The 18,906-nt window shown below is 45.7% G+C and carries 12 protein-coding genes; 1 reads left to right on the forward strand and 11 read right to left on the reverse strand.

Features of this window, described 5'->3' with window-relative positions:
• Window positions 1–14: 14 nt before the first annotated feature.
• Window positions 15–515: a cupin domain-containing protein gene (locus BMZ56_RS13060; RefSeq protein ID WP_090627389.1), complete on the forward strand. Its 501-nt coding sequence runs from the start codon at window positions 15–17 to the stop codon at window positions 513–515.
• Between the two features lie 5 nt (window positions 516–520).
• Here the strand turns inward: BMZ56_RS13060 and BMZ56_RS13065 are convergent, their stop codons facing one another.
• From BMZ56_RS13065 to BMZ56_RS13115, 11 genes are all read right to left on the reverse strand, one after another.
• Window positions 521–1,693, reverse strand: a complete 1,173-nt coding sequence (locus tag BMZ56_RS13065) for a glycoside hydrolase family 76 protein (RefSeq protein WP_218146558.1) — start codon at window positions 1,691–1,693, stop codon at window positions 521–523.
• Window positions 1,694–1,725: 32 nt separating this feature from the next.
• Complete coding sequence (locus BMZ56_RS13070) at window positions 1,726–3,441, reverse strand: GMC oxidoreductase (protein WP_090627394.1); 1,716 nt, start codon at window positions 3,439–3,441, stop codon at window positions 1,726–1,728.
• A gap of 44 nt (window positions 3,442–3,485) precedes the next feature.
• A complete protein-coding gene (locus BMZ56_RS13075) occupies window positions 3,486–4,001 on the reverse strand; it encodes a gluconate 2-dehydrogenase subunit 3 family protein (protein ID WP_090627396.1) in 516 nt (171 codons plus the stop codon).
• Between the two features lie 83 nt (window positions 4,002–4,084).
• Window positions 4,085–6,247 (reverse strand): alpha/beta hydrolase family protein, encoded by a 2,163-nt coding sequence (locus BMZ56_RS13080; protein ID WP_090627401.1) that lies wholly within the window; start codon window positions 6,245–6,247, stop codon window positions 4,085–4,087.
• 50 nt (window positions 6,248–6,297) lie between these two features.
• Entirely contained in the window at window positions 6,298–7,926 is a 1,629-nt protein-coding gene (locus BMZ56_RS13085; RefSeq protein WP_090627402.1) for a RagB/SusD family nutrient uptake outer membrane protein, read from the reverse strand.
• Window positions 7,927–7,939: 13 nt separating this feature from the next.
• A complete protein-coding gene (locus BMZ56_RS13090) occupies window positions 7,940–11,314 on the reverse strand; it encodes a TonB-dependent receptor (protein ID WP_177195146.1) in 3,375 nt (1,124 codons plus the stop codon).
• A gap of 194 nt (window positions 11,315–11,508) precedes the next feature.
• On the reverse strand, window positions 11,509–12,681 hold the full coding sequence (locus BMZ56_RS13095; RefSeq protein ID WP_090627406.1) for a FecR family protein: 1,173 nt from the start codon (window positions 12,679–12,681) through the stop codon (window positions 11,509–11,511).
• Between the two features lie 66 nt (window positions 12,682–12,747).
• Window positions 12,748–13,425, reverse strand: a complete 678-nt coding sequence (locus BMZ56_RS13100; RefSeq protein WP_090627409.1) for an RNA polymerase sigma factor — start codon at window positions 13,423–13,425, stop codon at window positions 12,748–12,750.
• Between the two features lie 18 nt (window positions 13,426–13,443).
• Window positions 13,444–15,639, reverse strand: a complete 2,196-nt coding sequence (locus tag BMZ56_RS13105) for an alpha/beta hydrolase (RefSeq protein WP_090627411.1) — start codon at window positions 15,637–15,639, stop codon at window positions 13,444–13,446.
• 51 nt (window positions 15,640–15,690) lie between these two features.
• On the reverse strand, window positions 15,691–17,058 hold the full coding sequence (locus BMZ56_RS13110; protein ID WP_090627414.1) for a dipeptidase: 1,368 nt from the start codon (window positions 17,056–17,058) through the stop codon (window positions 15,691–15,693).
• 127 nt (window positions 17,059–17,185) lie between these two features.
• Complete coding sequence (locus BMZ56_RS13115) at window positions 17,186–18,904, reverse strand: RagB/SusD family nutrient uptake outer membrane protein (protein WP_090627416.1); 1,719 nt, start codon at window positions 18,902–18,904, stop codon at window positions 17,186–17,188.
• Window positions 18,905–18,906 lie beyond the last annotated feature (2 nt).

Below are 18,906 nucleotides of genomic sequence, written 5' to 3' on the forward strand. Positions count from 1 at the left end.
TAAAAGATAAGCCGATGACTTACCAAATAAAGGAAGAACTTTTCAAAGAAATAGAAGGAACTCTTACAAGCCAGGGATTCCAGGTTGTGCAGCAAGACCAAACCCGTCCTTGGGGAGGCTTTTTCGTGATCGAGGAGTCGCAGGCACAGCAGTTTGCCAACACCTACTTTAATGGACTTGACGTACAGGATCTTAAGATATCCGGCAAGCTCAGTCCTAAAATCCTTGTTGTTGCCCCGGGGAAGCGCCTTTCTTGGCAATACCATCATCGTCGGGCTGAAATCTGGCAGGTAGTGCGTGGCGTGGTTGGGGTAGTGACCAGCGATACGGATGAAGAGCACGAACTGCAAATCCTGAATCCGGGTGATGTGATCCGTCTGAATCAAGGAGAGCGCCATCGTTTGGTAGGATTGGACGAATGGGGGGTGCTTGCCGAAATCTGGCAGCATACCGACGCGCAGAACCCGTCTGACGAAGACGATATTGTGAGGGTTCAGGACGACTTCGGTCGGTAAACTTCTTAGGGAAGATTACTTATACGCGCGTACATTTCTACCATTGCCGCTTGATCAAGTAGCCATTTCCGGGATTCCTCGTTGACGTCTTTCCATTCCTGGCCGAATAATCCGTCTGCTGATCGGGCATGTTGCCACGCATAATCCAGGCTTTCGGAGAAGGCGTCCAGATAAGTCCGGTTACCATCTACGTCAAAAAGCTGGATATATCCCCGCAGCATCACGGCAATAAACCAATTGTTACCGGATTTTAATATCTTGTGCGATTTCTCATCCGCACTGCCGGTAAATGTTTCGAAAAAGAGATGGTAGCCGCTTTCGGCAATCCGTTGGGCATCGGCAAGGTAACCCGAATCTCCTGTTACGCGGTATAGCAATACAGCGGCTTGCAGCATTTGACCGCTGTTGTAGGGATATTTACGTTTGTCGACCTTTCCCTGAAGATTTACATGATCCCAATACAAGCCGTCGTCCGGATCCTGCAGCCACTTTTTCGTCCATGCATACCATTCTTTGCCCCGATGGAAATAAATGCTATCATCGGTTGCCTCAAACAATCGTAGTGCAAAGACCGCCGCCGGCGCATTGGAACACGCATTTTTGGATGCTTTCTTCTGTTCACACCAGTAGACGCCTCCGCCTAGCAACGTGTCTTGACCGCTTATAATGAATGTCCAGATTTCGGTTGCTTGATCCAGGTACTTGCGGTTGCCGCTATGGAGATACAACTCGGTAAAATCGATGCCCAACCAGATGTTGTCGTCATAAAAACGGTCGGAATGCCCCTTGGAACGAATATAGGAGGCATATGCCGCAGGCTGCCTGGTATCATCGTAATAGGCCTGTAATCCCGGCAATATTCGATTATCGATCCAATGGAGATATGCCGTATCGCCCGTGCTTTCAAAAAGTGCGTTGGCCGCGGAAAGTGTTCCTGAAAACGGCCATAGATAGGCATAGGAATTGGTAGACGAACTCCCCTCTCCTGCCAGGTAATCGGCCCGGTATGTATCATCATCGGGATAATTTTCACGAAGCAACAATGTGTTGTCTGCCGAATACTTCGCGTAAATCGTATCAAATACCGTCTGTGCGCGGTGAAGTTGTACCTCGCCAACGGAACCATATTCCTGGCTTATCCCTTGTGCGGGTTGAATGAAGGTTAAGAGCGTTATCAAATAAACCCAGCGACGAATCGCGTATATACACATTATAAGTTTCCCTTTTTCATTTCATCCATCGCATAATTCGCGGCTCTTGCCGTAAAGGCCATGTACGTAAGTGTCGGATTCTGGGTAGAGGTAGAAGTCATACACGCTCCATCGGTAACGAACACATTCTGGCACGCATGCAGTTGGTGCCATTTATTCAAGAGTGAGGTCTTCGGATCGTGCCCCATGCGCACCCCTCCCATTTCGTGAATGTCGTTACCGGGCCTCCGGTTATCATCCCGTGTCTGGATGTTGGTGAAACCAGCCTTTTCGTACATCTCAGTCATCTGATCGTAGTAATCCTGTCTCATCTTCCGATCGTTTTCGTCGTAATCTATCGAAATACGCAACAACGGAATCCCCCATGCATCCTTTTGATCGGCATCTAAGCTTACGAAATTCTCCGCTTTGGGTATGGTTTCTGCCATCATATGCGAATGCACCCGCCACGGTCCGAGTGTTGCATTCAGCATACCGTCTTTCAATGCGGTGCCTACACCCGACGTATCGCGTATTTCCGAACGGCTTGCCCCAAAACCGGCTGCCCAGCCACGCAGGAAATCGGTTTCCTGCCGATACACATTGCGGAAACGTGGAATGTATCCGCCACCGGCAGGATTACGTCCATCGGTACGGTATTGTTTTAAGCCATCATACTCCGCACCAATGGTAGCTGTATAATTATGAAACGCTACATATTTGCCCATGAGGCCATTGTCATTGCCCAATCCTTGAGGAAACCGGTTGGAAATGGAATTCAGCAAAATTAGGTTGGTATTCAAAGCCGAGGCATTTACAAAAATGACCTTTGCAAAAAACTCCATTTCCTCTTTGGTATTTGCATCAATTACTTTAACACCTGTTGCTTTGCTTTTGGTTTCATCGTAGACGATGGAATGCACCACCGAATGAGGCCGCAATGTGAGGTTACCCGTTTTCTGTGCCCAGGGAATGGTTACGGCATTAGCACTGTAATAGCCGCCGAAGGGGCATCCACGCCGGCAAAGTAGGCGATTCTGGCATTGAACCCGTCCCTGCTCGATGTGGATGGGATTCGGCTTCGATATGTGTGCGCACCGTGCACTGATGACGTGGCGGTTTTTATAGTGTTGCCTGACCGACTTGCTGAAGTGATCTTCCACGGCATTGAGTGGATAGCCAGGCAGGTGGTCGCCATCTGGCAATTCAGGGATCCCGTCGTTGTTGCCCGACACGCCGATGAAACGCTCCACATAACTATACCAGGGATCAATGTCTTTATACCGGATGGGCCAATCGACGGAAAACCCATCGCGCGCAGGTCCTTCAAAATCGAAATCGCTCCACCGCTGCACCTGCCTGGCCCACAATAGTGATTTTCCACCCACTTGATAACCCCGTATCCAGTCGAAATCCTTCACCTGGACGTAGGGATGTTCGTCGTCCTTTACAAAAAAATGTGCTGAATCTTCCTTGTAGTTATAACAACGGTTCGCGATGGGATTCCGCTGCTTATCTTCGTACGGCATTTCCAGCCGGTGTTCAAATTCATAGGGGTACATATTGGTCGTGGGATAGTCCTTTACGTGCTCGACGTTGCGACCCCGCTCCAACAATAGCGTTTTTAACCCTTTTTCCGTAAATTCTTTGGCGGCCCAACTGCCGCTTGCGCCGGAGCCGATTACAATGGCATCAAATGTCCGTTCCTTAATACTGTCTATTGCCAGGTTTGCCATGGATGTTTCGTTGTTTGTTTAGTTTTAGCAGTTTGAATCTAGGACTATGCCGGTGCATATCCATTGTACCGACCCGGTACGAGTTCATATTTCACCAGGTTGGTCATCACATACTGGGAATTCAGATAACCCTGTATGGCCCTGCGTTTAGTGATCGAGAAGAACTGTTTCAGGTCTTCATCGGTACTTTCGCCGATTTTACCGAGCAACGCTGTGCGTCTATCCGTGTCAGCGACAGCAAACTCGTTGCCCAGTTCTTTCCGGGACCACGTTGAAAATGCCGACAATCCCTTTGTAAACTGTTTTTGTTCTTCGGGAGTATGGCAATCATCCACCATCTTCAGGACAAAGAGATGCAGCAGCAACTCCTTGCCGCCGGGTGTGTCGGTAGCGGGAATAAGGGTTTCCGTCAGCTCGGCCAATAATTGTTCGTCGTCTTCACTGATCGAGAGATTCGTCAAATCAATGCTGGCTTTTCCCGATTCACGGAAACAGGCCGGAAGCACTAAAGTACCTCCGGCGATGTATAAGAATGTGCGTATGGCTGCTCTACGATTCATTGTCATCGCTAAATTTTAATCTTCAATATTACGAAAATTATTCTTTAAAGTACTATCGTAGGGCATGCGCCTGTTTCACAGGCTTAAAATTTTTGAAGCCACCTGGCTATTTCATTAAACATTCCCTTATTGCTGACCGAGATGTTAGAAAGATTTGACATGAAATCACCAGAGTCGCTTTCGAAATTTTCACTAGCAATGATTTCCCCTGCACCATTCCGCAAATTAATCAATAATACCGGCTTAGTTTGGGAAAACCCGCGACGTAAGTGATCCAAGTCATAGTGAGCGATTATTCCATCAGCCGCTGAAAGCACATATCGCATGTCATAGTCTTCAAACTCAACCAAAGACTGGTATGATTTAAGTGGATCTATCAATACGATTGACCGGAAATCTGCTTCACGAACGAAGGCAGTATGCAACAAATCTGTTGTCAACCCGCCACTGGCCATACCGATAATGGATCTATGTTCACTTTTTATCCAATCTATTAATAGGGAGATTTCCTGCATTCTTATCCCCAACAAAGATCTATTTACGAGTATGCCTGCATACCATAAATTCAACGGCACCTCATCAATAATCGCATCACCCCGATCTAGATATCCATTCCCCAATTCACCGTATCCGCTTAAATCGGGTACAACCACATCATAGCCAGCAAGGGCAAGCGAATCGATAAATCCCCCCTTTTTAATTCCTTTAGCCTTACCTTGATCATCCAACATTAAAACAACCGGCTTCTCGCGGTCGTTTGCGTGAGCTTTTAACCAGAGCACAGGAATAAAATATCCAGAGGCTGTCTTCAAAAGGAACCTTTCAATATCGTATGCTTCTTGATTATAGCGCCCACTGAATATCGGGCTTTCGGGCGCTGTTGGCTTTTTAAATCCGGTGACATCATAGACACGTGTTAACAAATCTTTTGTAGTTACTATTTCTTTTCTTTGGTCGATTGTTTCGCTTAACTGAAGTTTGGCAAGCGAGTGCAATGTGTGACTTTTCATCGCTAAATCTAATCGGCCACCTTCGGTCACAAATAATTCTTCTTCACTAAAATAAGCTACATTTTTATCGATAGAATCCCCCGGATTATCCAGATATTTTTGGAAAAAATGATAACCAGCTTCCCGATTGGCCCGTGTAGAGGCATGGCCGGCATCATCTTCCACCATGCTAATATGTCCGGGAGCACCCAGCGCATTGTAGGCTCTGCTGGCTTCTTTAAAAACATCCCTAGCGCCCTGAATACTAAAAATATCCCGGGTGGTGGTGATCATCCGCATTGGCTTCGGGGCAAACATGATCACTAAATCTGTTATATCCAATCCATAAAAAATACTCTTGGAAAAATTTTGTTCAGCATCTTGTGGGCCACCGCTTACCAACAGTTTTTTATAACTTGTGATATAACATTCGGGCGCGGCGGCTTTAATACGTGGATCAAATGCTGCAATATACGCCGTCTGAGTTCCTCCTCCCGAACGGCCTGTAATACCAATCCTTGAGGTATCTACTTCGGGGCGACTGCAGACATAGTCAATTGCACGGATTCCATCCCAAATAAAATAATACGCTGGTGACCTGCCGAGCAAAAAGCTTTGGCTACCTGGATACGAGTGCTCGTGTGTAGGACCGAATGTTTTCCGGTGTTCATTCGATGCGTATTGCTTACGCTCACCCTGACCTATGGGATCAAAGGCAAATACGGCAAAACCCTTCTTTACATAATTTAAGATAACATGCTGATAGGCCTCACTTCTGAATCCTTGCGGGCTGTGTCCACTGCAATAGACTATGACTGGTAATTTTGATGCATGTTTAGGAGGAAGGAAGAAAGCTCCCGTCACGTAATATCCTGGGAGGGATTCGAAATAAACTTTCTCAACGACAACATCTTCCCGGTTAATTACTTCAGTAACTACGGCATTCAATGGCCCTTTCTCGGGAAGGGGTCCTAAAATGTTTTGGAAAGTTTGCGTAATCTGTTGCTGCCTATTCTTCCAGCCTTCCGCTGAATTAAGCGTTCCTATCAATGAATCCCTCGTGTCAAGAAGATCAAGCGCATCATCTGCTAGGTATTTATAAAGCCATTTATCTGGATTATCAAAATACCGCCATTCAGGAAAAATAATTCCTTTTTCCTGTCCAAAAGATGCCGAAAACGAAAACTGTAATATAAGATATACGCCAAAGCATACGCGCTTAGCGTACTTAACAACATGAATGTGAAAGCAATTCATAAAATTAAGTTAATATAAAATAAGTCAAATAAAATCCGGCGAAACTCCAACTAATATCCGGAATTTTGAGTAAGCAAACTATTCCGCTCTATTTCGGATTGCGGGATAGGGACCAGATAATTACGCTCACTAAAACCTCTTTCCTGAAAAACTTCAGGTTTGTATGTTTTTTTTCCAGTTGAACGATCTAATGTTATAGACATTCGCATAGCATCTACATTCTCCGTTTCCTCGGCTATTTTCCATCGCCTCACGTCAAAAAAACGGTGCTCTTCAAAAACCAATTCGATGCGTCGCTCATGCTGAATTCGTTTCAATAGCCCAACACCGCTGTCCAACACCGGCGGCATCTGAACACTTTCCCGTTGACGTATCGTGTTTACGTAATTACGCGCCGTATTCTCATCTCCTAAGTGATACATCGCCTCGGCATAATTAAGCAGAATCTCACCATAGCGGATATATATCCAAGGAGTATTACCAACATTGCTTGCACTGGGTCGAGAAATTGACTCATCCACAAATTTACGCACGCTATAACTTGTGAACGATGCATTCCAACCTTCCGTACCTTCAGAAGAGTCCATCCCTCCCGGCACATAACTTTCTATCCGGCGATCCTGCCAAGGCGCCCCATCATATAATATGCAATCGTAAAAACGAGGGTCTCTGTTCTCATATGGAGCCTGAGGATTATAATCGGGGTCATCCGCGGGCAATGTTCCTTTTTTTGTTTCATAAGCATCGACTAAATTATGCAATGGATTAACCTGTCCGTATCCTCCCGATCCATTTGGATAAAAGTGCAGCTCAATTCTTGTTTCTATCGAGCGGTTGTTCTGGAATTGCCTTGACCAGATTACCTCTTGGTTGAATGGGGTTGTGAACAACGATTTATAATCGGGGTAAAGCGAGTAAATGCCCAAATCGATCACCGCTTTTGCCGCCTCTGCTGCTTTTATCCATTTGGCCTGATCATTTTCGGGATTATTCAGCGGACTGGCTGCATACAGTAAAACGCGCGATTTCAACGCCATAGCAGCGCCCTTGGTGATACGGCCTATGTCCTTACCACTGTACTGTAATGGAAGGCGTTCTTCCGCTGCTTCAAGCTCAGCGACAATGAATCCGATGCATTCATCATAGGTGTTCCGCTCGACCCGAAAGTCGTCGTGAAGTCCAAATACCGATGTGATAAGCGGCACACCACCATAGAGACTGACTAACCTGAAATACGCATAGGCACGCATAAATCCTACTTCGCCCCGAAACCGATCCTTGAGCGATTCATCGATAGGCGCATCGTCGATAGATTCAAAGAACACGTTACAATTCGTGATCAGATTATAAAATTTGCCCCAATGGTCCAACGCTGTGTTGTTTACCGGAGAAAGTTCGCCCCTGTTTATCAAATGATAGGTTTCTCTGCCACGCCTATATGCTTCATCCGATAATGGCATCATGTAATAGTCAACCAGAAAGCCGTGTCTCACATCATAGCAATTATTTACAAAAGCTTCTATTAGTTTCTCATCTTGCCATACATCCGCCTCCGATACTTTATCTAAAGGTTTTCTGTCTAGAAAATCCGCTTTACACGAGGCCATCAATATCGTAACCAGTATACTATAAAACACCAGTCGATTGGTAAAAATACGTTGATTTATAGGTAATTCCATGATAGGTTTCAATTTAAAATGATAGATGCAATCCGAGATTGTAAATCTTCTCCTGGGGATAAAATGCTCCCGTTTCACTTCTTCCTTCTGGATCAAAATATTTCAGTTTGTCTAAAGTGAAAAGGTTAAATCCATTTAAATAAATCGATAATGTTTTAATTTTAAGGCGTGCTAATCTTTCAACCGGAAATGAATAGCTCAACTGTAGATTTTTCAACCGGACAAAAGTCGCATCCCGCACCCAGAATGTTGAACGATAACCACTGATTTCCGCTTCGTAGGTTGGCAGCCGGGGGAACGATGATTGTGGATTTTCCGGCGTATACCGATTATCGAGCCATTCTTGAAGCGAATTGCCCGCTAGTCCCGATTGCAAAAACAGGTATTGTTCGGCCTTTGCCTGTCCCTGAAAAAGCGCATGGAGTGAAAAACGCTTGTAACTGACATCGGCCGTAAAACCAAAGGTCAATTGGGGAACGTTGGTGAGTTCGTTCCTGATTTGGTCTTTCGCATCTATTACGCCATCGTTATTTACATCCCGGTATTTTAAATCGCCGACTTTGGTTCCCACTGGATGGGGAGAAGTTTCTATTTCTTCAGCGGATCTAAAAATCCCGATCGCATCGTAATACAGGCTGGTACCCATCGGGTAACCTGTCCGCATTTGCCACGGCTGTTGATTTTCCGCTTCATCGATATCGATTATTTTATTCTTGGCAAACGCCACATTTGCTCCTATTCGGTAGCCAAATTCCGCTTTTTGTTTTCGATTACTGTGATATACCTGAGCTTCAAACCCTTTGTTTTCTACAACGCCAATGTTTTCATTGGGAAGTACAAGTCCGGTATAAACGGGAATGGAAGCATTTCTTGCTGTTAAGATATTGTTTCTCCTGGTTCTGAAAACATCCAGCTCTATTCCTAACATCTCTTCCCATAACGACGCATCCAGTCCGATATTCAATGCATGTGCCACCTCCCAGGTTATATTCGGATTGGGTGTCACTCCTCTTGAAAGGCTGATTGCCGGGTCAGCAAAATAATACTTCTCGCCAAATGAATAAGTAGACAAAAATTGGAAAGCATCCACTTGGTCATTACCCATTTTACCGATGGATGCTCGTAATTTCAAGTTGTTCAGAAAATCCCATTGATCCAAAAAATCTTCTTCCGATAATCGCCATCCAACAGAAACCCCGGGAAAGAAGCCAAATCGCCTACCCGCTGGAAAATTCTGCGAACCGTCATACCTAAAGTTAAAATCTATCAGATAACGTCCTTTAAATTCGTAATTCAATCTGCCAAAAAAATTCCGTCGAGCAATTTCATAGGCCGATCCGGAATTGTCTTTGTTTTCGGCTCCGCCCGCATAAAGTTGGTCTATTGCGCCACTCAGATAATCCCGCCTATAAGCCCAGAAATCACTTCCTGTCGTTTCTGTTTGCTCGGCGGCAATAAAGGTACTTAGGGTATGACCTTCAAAGCTGGCATCGTAATTGAGCCGCGCATTAATTGTTGTCCTGCTCGAATTTAAAAAAGTTTGCCGTAGATCAGGTTGTGCGACAGGCCCTCCTAATTGCTTTGTATATACATCCGTATCGGGATTATAATTATATACTTCCCATGGAATCCTGAAGAGCTTCTCCGTTCTGAAATGGCGATCATGTGCCACAAAACCATCGATCTTTAGTCCGTCCACCCAAGGAACTACAACTTCGTAGTTAAAGGTAGTTTGATAGATGTTGTCCAGGTTCCTTTTATATCCCGTTGCATTCGTTGACATAACCAGCGGATTTTCACCCCGCTCTATTCCCGGCGCAAAAGAACCATCGGGATTATAAACCGGCAAAAAGGGGTATGTCCGCCAAATGGAATGGAAAATCGTTGCAGGATCGACCGAAGGCAGCGCCTGTTGTTCTTGCCGAGCAGTTAAATCCAAAGAAACTTTGATGTATGCTGAAATCCTTGCGTCCACATTGGATCGTATGCTGTAATTTTTGTAAGAGAGATCGCTGTTTTTAAGGATACTGTTTTGATTCGCAAGATTCCCGGAGATATAATACGTCACATTTTCGTTTCCACCATTTACAGATAGATTTTGTTGTGTTTGACTGGAAAAATCTTTTAAAGCGGCTTTTTGCCAGTTGGTGTTGGGATAACGGATGGGATCGCTGCCAACCCTCATCTTTTCAATTTCTTCCTGCGTAAAACGTTCGGACTGTCCCTGCTCTACGAGCAACTCATTCATAAATACCGCATAACTTGGCGCGTCGGCCATTTTTGCCAATCTTGTTGGTTGGGAAAAACCCTGATTGAGTGAATAGCTTATGGTGGGTTTTCCTATTTGGCCACGTTTGGTGGTGACGAGAATTACGCCGTTTGCCGCTTGCGCACCATATATTGCGGCAGACGCATCTTTTAACACCGAAATAGAAGCCACGTCATTCGGGTTAATCTGACCTAAACCAGATCGATCCCAAACGCCATCAATAACAATCAGCGGCGCATTATTGCCCAGCGTGCTCTGTCCGCGGATCAATATCGAGGCCCCAGTACCCGGCAATCCACTGGTGTTTGATGCAATAACTCCTGGAAGCCGTCCCGCCAATGAATTGGAAAGATTAACCGCCGGACTCTTCGCCAAATCTTCTCCTTTTGTCGTAGCAACCGACCCGGTAAGCGTTGCCCGCTTTTGGGTGCCATACCCAACCACCACCACTTCATCCAAATCACTGATTGCCGCTTTCAATGTGACGGAAACTGTCGATTGACCCTTCAGGATTAGCTCGCGGGTTTCAAATCCGACCGCCGAAAATATTAACGTCTTATCCGCTTCGTCCACACTTATTTGAAATTCACCGTTGACAAGACTGGTGGTTGCTATTGAAGAACCACTTACAGTTATTGTTACACCTTCCAATGGTGTCCCCTGCTCGTCCCTGACTATTCCGCGGACGGTTTGCTGCTGAATTTGAATATCCTTAGGTTTGTTTTCTAAAACATGCTCCACTTTTGAGATCAACGTGCCATCGGACATAATCAATATATTTTTTCCATCAATGGTGTAAGTCAATGCCTGTGGTTTTAGGACCTGTGTTAAAAAAGTCGGCAATGGCATGTCTTTTGCATCAATTGTAATTGGATTAGCAGACTTCATTAGCTGATCACTGTATACCACCCAATACCCTGTTTGCTTTTCTATCTCGTCAAAAAGTTGCTCAATTGGTTGGCGTTTTACTTTTAAAGTAATGGTTTGGGATAGTGACGCAGCACTGAGATGCAGGCTCCCTATCAACAATAGTATCCCTGTTATTCGCATTACACGCAATAATTGGTTCTTCGCCGGGCAGGAGTGGGTCCTACCATCCGGCAATACATAATTTATCATTAACTTTGTTACGTTTGGATAGTTTATAATCCGGTTTTCTAATAAATGGTCATAATCGGTATATCCGAACATCGCGAGGGGGTGGTACCAACACCTCCTCGTCCTGTATTCAATAAGTACGTTTCTATCTCTACATCATATGGTCCTCCTTGTTTAAAACTCAATTTTATGGGTTTTCAGTGGTTATCTGGGTGTCATTCGATGTGCAGTTTTTCATGCTCAAAACGGAACCGGATACCGGATCCCTTGAATAGCTTTAATACGTTCGTTAAATTAACATTACGTGACATTTTGCCGGAAAATGTTTGGGAGGGAATCTCCCCTTCATAAACCAATTCAATATCATACCACCGGCTCATCTGCGCCAGCACCTCCACAAAAGGGGTCCGTTCGAAATGGAAATAGCCATCTTTCCAAGCGATAAAAGGTTGTACGTCCACTTGATTTATCACCATTCCTTCGGGTTGTACAACGCTTTGTTGGCTAGGCTTCAACACAGCCACCTGGGGCTGTTGGGTAGTTACGGCAACGCGTACCTGGCCTTTTACTAACGTGGTTCTGACCGTTGCTTCCGCTGCGTATGCAGACACATTAAATTGCGTACCGAGTACCTCAATGGTTTGCCCCCGCGTTTTGACGAGGAACGGCGCCATTGTTCCCTGCTTACTTACGTCAAAGTAGGCTTCGCCCTCTAGCTCTACAACCCGCTCATTGCTTTTGAATTTGCTTGGATAACGCAAGGTGCTCTCTGCATTTAACCAAACGCCGGTCCCATCAGGAAGCGTAATCTGATAGGTGCCGCCGCGGGGTGTACTGAGGACGTATTCATCCACTCCTTCATTCACATATTCTTCTAATACCGTAGTGCCGTCGGTATAGGCGACATCGTCTCCCATCACGATACCTGTCTGCGTTTCATTTAAGTTGATCGTCCGCCCATCTGTCAAAGTTAACGTCGCCCGATTCCCCCCCGGCAGTGCGTCATTTTGCATATCAATGGTCAATTCCATCGGTTTCCCACTGTTGATCCGATACCAATAAATTCCCAATCCCACAGATAGAAACAGCAATAACATCGCAGCCGCAGTATAATACCACATCCACTTTTGGGTGTTCGCCGCTCCTCGTAGCTTGTTTCCGATTTTTGCCAGTTCACTTTCCGTATCGGTATCCCGCAACTCCAGCAAGTCAAAGGCCAGTTGGTTTTCATCTGAAATCCGCTCAACTAAATTCCGGTTGCTTCCATTGACAGCGAGCCATTGATCCACCTCCGCTTGTTCCTCCGCGGCCAAAGGTTCTTTTCTAGCGTATTTTTCCAGAATTTTCGCGATACGGAAGGCGTTATATAGCTTGTCGTCAGCTGGCATGTCTTTTCCAATGTATACGATAGAAACCGGAAAAAACTTAATTTATCTAAAAGGCGTATGATTTTTTTAAAGAAAAAACAACAAAAGTGCTAATCCATTGCCGGAAAGCCGTTTTTTTAATAGGCCTACACCGCGTGACTTCTGGTTGTTTACTGTGCTTACGGAGATGTTCAATGCTAGGGCGATTTCTTTGGGGGTTAATCCGTCTTCATAAGCCATTTTGATAATTCGACGGCATTGTTCAGGCAAGGTATTGATCGCCAGGGCCACCTCACGCAAGACTTCCGAGTAGATAATTTCCTCCACCACAGCATCTTCCACTTCGTTCACCGTATTCAAATATCGTTCATGCCTGCGGTTCCGCACCTTTTCCTTTTCTATGTAGTTCAGACAGGCATTCCGCGTTGCTATGTACAGAAATGCTTTTACCGCTGATAAATCCGAGAAATTAACACGCCGTTGCCAAAGTTTAAGAAAAGCATCTTGCACGATCTCTTCGGCCTGGCCTTTGGGTAAACCAATTGCCAATCGCTTTGCAAAGAAACATAAAGCCGGATGAAACATCCGGAATAGCGCATCGAAAGCCGTAGGGTTGCCACGGTGCAACTGCCGTATCAGATCCGCGTCGTCGTTGAGATGAATGGCCTCCATGGTATCAAACACAACAAAGGTAACGATATTGTTGATTGATACGTATTCCTTCCAATCATTCGACCCCCGCAGCCGGATCTTCTGTAAGACCAACTAATTTCTACATCCGCATTATTTTATCCAAGCTTCATAAAAATCAGGTAATGTTTCCGCTGACTGCTGAGGAATAATCACAAGGTTATCTTCTGCCTTTCCCTCAGTATATGCCGTACGTATTACCAGTTGATCGGTCTCCACCCCACTGAAATTGCTATTACCGGCACCGTCGATCATTCCCACCACCATCAGCTTCCGCGGTGCAAGGCTTGCCGCAAGATCGGGAAGGTCATAGGCTTTTAGCGCTCCAGGAACGAAACTGTGGATAAATCTCGGTTGATAAAAACGGTTCATTACAATTGACCGGTAAGAAGACAAAGGTTCGATCAACGCGATACGGGTGATTTCCTTATTAAACGCTGCAGCATGCAAAAGGACGGATGTCATTTCTTTGTGGGCAAGACCATATACCTCATCTATGTCATTATCTTCTTTTAGCACCGCGAGCAACCTTGCGACATCACCGGCTTGTACCCCAACTATACTTCTCGCAATCAATGTCGAAGCGAACCAGTTAAGGAGATAAGTCCGCGGGGATTGTGCACTTCCTTGGCCTATTTCACCCGTTCCCAACATATCCGGAGCCAGCACGGTAAAACCTTTTCTTACGAACCATTCAATTTCTTCGCCTGGGAATGCTTCCGCTGATTTTCCAGAAGGATGGAGATAAAGCAGTGCCTTTCGGTTCGGGTGTGCTGGTTTCATCAACAGATAAGGAATTACATATGCACCCTCTCCTTTTATAAAATATTGTTCTACGACATAGTCTGCTTTTTGAAAACGCCCTGTAAGTACCGGTTCCTGTTCTTCTGCCGGCTCCCTGTATCCTGAAAGCTTCTTCGCAGCATCCAGTACCTTCGGCGGGTGTGCCCCAAGGTTGTTACGGGAAGATTGTAGTTTTGCCTCCAATTGTTCTCCAATTGTCCGGTTTAAACTAAAAACAGTTTCGCTTTCCAGTGACGTTGAAAGTTGACCCGTTTTGGTCACTTGTATCTCCTCGTCACTGAGGAGGATGACTTCCTCATCTTTTGCGCTACCGGGATTATTCAGGTGTTTCTGAAAAAAAGCGTACATGGCTTCTCTGTTTTTCCGGGTAGATGCATGGACAGTGTCATCGGTTACCATGCTGAAATTCTCCGGTTTATCATATGCCTTATAAATGCGTGATACTTCTTTCGTGGACTCTTTAGATCCCTGAATACTAAATATATCACGGCTTGTAGTGATCATCAATGCAGGTTTCGGGGCCCTGGCCAATAAAAAATCCGGTTGGTCTATTCCCCTTTGGACCACATTGAATAAGTTTTGCTCTGCATCCTGCGGACCCTTCGTCTGCAACAACCTGGTAAACGTAGTAAGGTAGTTCTCGGGGGCCACGGCATAGATACGAGGGTCTATCGCAGCAATGTATGCCGATTGCGTGCCGCCGCCTGAACGCCCCGTCATACCAATCCGTTCGGAATCTATCTCCTTACGGGTCAACAGATAATCCACCGCCCGGATACCATCCCATATCATATAGCTTGCCTGCGAAGCACCGGTAATAAAAGCCTGCGCCCCGGAATAGGAATGCTCTTCCGTCAGCAAAGCAATCGATTTGCCCGTTTTCGGGTCGTTGTACTCCAATCGCTCGCCTTGCCCCACCGGATCAAACGCAAACACGATAAAGCCCTTTTTAACCAGGTTCAATATCACATGTTGATAGGTTTCGGACCGGTACCCTGTAGCAGAATGGCCACTACAGTAGATGACAACGGGTGCCTTTGCTCCTCTTTTTAATCCATCGGGAATAAACAAAGACGAGGTCACGTAAAACTTTGGCCGGGATTCATACACAATATGTTCGACCTTATATCCATCTTTTTCGATCACCTTCACAATCTTTGCATTCAAAGGTGTCTTTTCCGGAAATGGTCCCATAATATCCAGCAATGTCTCGCGCACGAATCGCTGCCACTCTTTCCAATCAGCTAATGTCGTTAAGGTGGCAATTTTACCGGAGCGCTCGGTTAAATATTCATAAGATTGCGCTGAGAGATGTTGGTATAGGGAATTAGGGGCATCGCTGAAATGGAGCCATTTACCCGTCAGCACATCATATTGATTTTTGTTCAGTTTATGCTGGGCTACCGCCGTCCTATATGCAAGTAACGCAAGCACCATAAATAGGAACGGCATGTTACATTGACTTAAGAATCTTTTACGTTTCATATACGGGGTTAATATCGTGAATAGTATTGTTTATGCTGTTAATTCATCCTGTTAAGCAAGCGCTGCCCTGGCAACCCGTAACGCATTGCCTCCTAATATTTTCCGTATCTCTTCATCTGCATATCCCATTTGAACCATTCCTACCGTAAACAACGGCCAGTTTGTCCATGCCAAACTTTGCCGCATTTCCGTGGTCTCTTTGAAAGGATCTTCAGGCCACAAAGCTTCCCACCGTGTTCTCGGCCGCCTATAAGCAGGAACCTGACCCTTCTCTTCTTTGGCAAAAGACGATGTATAAGCCACATCTGTCCCGATACCTACATGGTCGCTGCCAAACTTTTTCACCACATAATCGATATGTTTCATCATGGCAGCAATATCGCCGCTGCCACCCAAAAATCTGGGGATGCCGCAGATTCCGATGTATCCTCCGGTATCGGCAATAGCTTTGATAACAGGATCCGGCTTCGACCGGATATGTTCATACACCGCCGTGGCCGAACTATGGCTTGCCACCATTGGTCTTTCAGAAAGCTGAGCAGCCTCCAAGCTGGTTCGCCAACCCGAGTGGGCAACGTCTACAATAACCCCAACACGGTTCATTTCCTTCACGACTGCACGGCCAAAGTCACTCAGCCCGGCATTGCCCTTTTCCGCACAACCATCGCCAATCACATTACGGCGGTTATAGGTTAGGTGCATCATGCGGATACCCAATTGAAAAAACACCAGTACATACCGCAGCTCCTCTTCCACCGATGCCCAATCTTGCGGCAACGGTACACCATTTCCAGTAAAATAGAGTGCATGTCTGTTCTCTTTTTTTGCTCGTATAATATCATCCGGCGTGACGGCTTTCGCTACAAAATCTTTCAGCATGTCTGTGGTATACGTAAAATGAGCAAGCCGTTTCAATAATTTCTTCACTTCATTACCCTCTTCTCCTGAATTTTGGAACACACAGGTTACACCGGCTACTTTCCACGCGTTTTCAAGCTCAAGCCGTTCCCGTTCATTCTTTACAAAACGGGTCATGGACATATTTTCCTGCATATCCTGAATTTCTAGAGGGGAAGCCTGACTATCAATAGCAACCGTCAACGCTCCGCCATCTACAGCTGCCCGGGGCATAAAACCATAGGTATCGAAAACAAGGGCATCTCTATGCAGCTCAAGTCCGTGTTCCAGTTGCTTTTTAGTAGGTTTAAGGATGGATAAGGCAAGGTCATAATCTGCCTTCATGCTAGCGTTCATCTGAAAAGCTTGTTGCGGGCTGCTCAATAGGTTTCCAAGTTGATCCCCGAATCCCGAAATAAGGGCCGCTTCTGATGTATATCCCTTCGGTATCCCAAGAGCCGCCAGACCAAGCCCAGCAAGACCTCCAGTTATTCTGATAAAATCCCTACGGTTGTTTTTCATATAAAATTGCTTTATACGTATCCATTTTAAACAGTAGCTGCTGATGCGCCAGCGGTATTTTCAAGAAAGCCATTATGCATGTCTTTAAACAAACACGATGGCTTTCGTTAACCTGCCGGTTATTCTGCTATAAATTTTCATAACCCGGGTTCTGAACCAATAGCGGATTTTTTTCAATTTCGGCCTGTGGTATCGGCATCAGGTAGTTCCGATCATTAAAATTTCTCGGTTGAAAAGTTTCCACTTTATAGGTTTTCTTTCCCGATGCATCTTTTATAATCGTCATTCGTTCTGAATCCTCGCTTAGCACCTCCGGCGCTATTCTCCAACGGCGCACATCAAAATAGCGGTGTTCTTCAAAGGCAAGCTCTATTCTCCGTTCGTTCTGTAGCCTTGCCAATAAGGCAGTACCACTTTCTGTAACCTCAGGCATATCCACACTCGGTCGCTGACGAATTTTGTTGATATATGCTCGACAAACTTCCTCATTTCCCAGGTTATACATCGCCTCGGCATAATTGAGGTAAATCTCCGCAAGCCGGCAAAAGGTCCATGGCGTGCTACCTGCATTCGCCGCTGACGGATTCGTAATTGATTCATCTAAAAACTTTCGTTCATAATAGCCGGTAAGGGTGGCATTATGAGGCGATAAAGCCCCTTCATTGGAATCTTTCCCTCCGGGCAGAAACGTTTCCACCTCGCGTCCTTTAAAGGGGGCTCCGTCGTATAAAATGCTGGCATAGAAACGGGGATCGCGGTTCACATATGGATTTTGGGGATCGTAGGTGGGATCGTCTTTTGGCAGTTTCCCATTTAACGTCTCGTAATCGTCAACGATGTTATGCAATGGATGTACCTGTCCAAAGCCGTTATACCCATTCGGATACTGGCTCAGCTCGACATAGGTTTCGCGATCTACCTCCGTATTAAAAGGTCTCGACCAGATGATTTCGGAATTATAAGCCGCCGATTCCAAAAATAAGGTTTTATAGTCTGGGTACAGTTCATAGATTCCCAGATCGATAACGGCTTTCGCGGCATCAGCGGCTTTTTGCCACTTTGCCAGATCGGTATTGCTAACACTTCGATCGTAGTAGGGGCTGGCGTCATATAACAACGCACGGGAAAGTATCGCCATCGCCGCACCTTTGGTGATCCGGCCTTTGTTGGCAGCATCGTAATCAAGCGGAAGTAAATCAGCAGCCTCTTCCAATTCTTTCACGATGAAGGCCATACACTCGTCGTAGGAGTTTCTTGGCACATTGAAATCATCTGCTAAAGCGAAAGGGGTCGTAATCAACGGAACACCGCCATAAAAGCTAATGAGCCGAAGATACGAATAGGCCCGTATGACTTTCATTTCTCCGATCATTCGATTCTTGATCCCTTCTTCAATGGGTGCATTTTCAATGTTGGCAAAGAAAACATTGCTTCTTGTAATCGGACTATAATATCCAGTAGCATTGTAATTAGGGGATGCAAGGGTTAATGTCCCGATCCAGTAATTTTCAAAGATACCGGGAGTAGACGGCGTTACATTTCCCGAGGTAATGATTACATAATCTTCCCTTCCACGCTGATGGGTTTCATCGACGGTGCTCTGCAGTTGCCTGCCACCGGGTGCCTCGAACCCCCGAGGTAACGACCTATATACATTGTTCACATAGGTTTCAATCAATTTCGCATCTTGCCAAACACTTTCGTCCGAAAACTTATCCAAGGGCCGCTTCGTCAAAACCTCTTTTGTACAGGAAGATAAAAACGCCCCGCTAAACACGATGATCATCGCGTACAGCAACGCGAATCGGTTTGTTCTGATTTTGCTGAAAATAGTGATCGTATTCATGG

The sequence above is a fragment of the Parapedobacter indicus genome, assembly GCF_900113765.1.
Classification (GTDB): domain Bacteria; phylum Bacteroidota; class Bacteroidia; order Sphingobacteriales; family Sphingobacteriaceae; genus Parapedobacter; species Parapedobacter indicus.

Bases quoted from the DNA above. Each gene is read 5' to 3' on its own strand.
- BMZ56_RS13060 (WP_090627389.1), top strand. From the start codon at position 15: ATGACTTACCAAATAAAGGAAGAACTTTTCAAAGAAATAGAAGGAACT.
- BMZ56_RS13070 (WP_090627394.1), bottom strand. From the start codon at position 3,441: ATGGCAAACCTGGCAATAGACAGTATTAAGGAACGGACATTTGATGCC.
- BMZ56_RS13075 (WP_090627396.1), bottom strand. From the start codon at position 4,001: ATGAATCGTAGAGCAGCCATACGCACATTCTTATACATCGCCGGAGGT.
- BMZ56_RS13080 (WP_090627401.1), bottom strand. From the start codon at position 6,247: ATGAATTGCTTTCACATTCATGTTGTTAAGTACGCTAAGCGCGTATGC.
- BMZ56_RS13085 (WP_090627402.1), bottom strand. From the start codon at position 7,926: ATGGAATTACCTATAAATCAACGTATTTTTACCAATCGACTGGTGTTT.
- BMZ56_RS13090 (WP_177195146.1), bottom strand. From the start codon at position 11,314: ATGATAAATTATGTATTGCCGGATGGTAGGACCCACTCCTGCCCGGCG.
- BMZ56_RS13095 (WP_090627406.1), bottom strand. From the start codon at position 12,681: ATGCCAGCTGACGACAAGCTATATAACGCCTTCCGTATCGCGAAAATT.
- BMZ56_RS13105 (WP_090627411.1), bottom strand. From the start codon at position 15,639: ATGAAACGTAAAAGATTCTTAAGTCAATGTAACATGCCGTTCCTATTT.
- BMZ56_RS13110 (WP_090627414.1), bottom strand. From the start codon at position 17,058: ATGAAAAACAACCGTAGGGATTTTATCAGAATAACTGGAGGTCTTGCT.
- BMZ56_RS13115 (WP_090627416.1), bottom strand. From the start codon at position 18,904: ATGAATACGATCACTATTTTCAGCAAAATCAGAACAAACCGATTCGCG.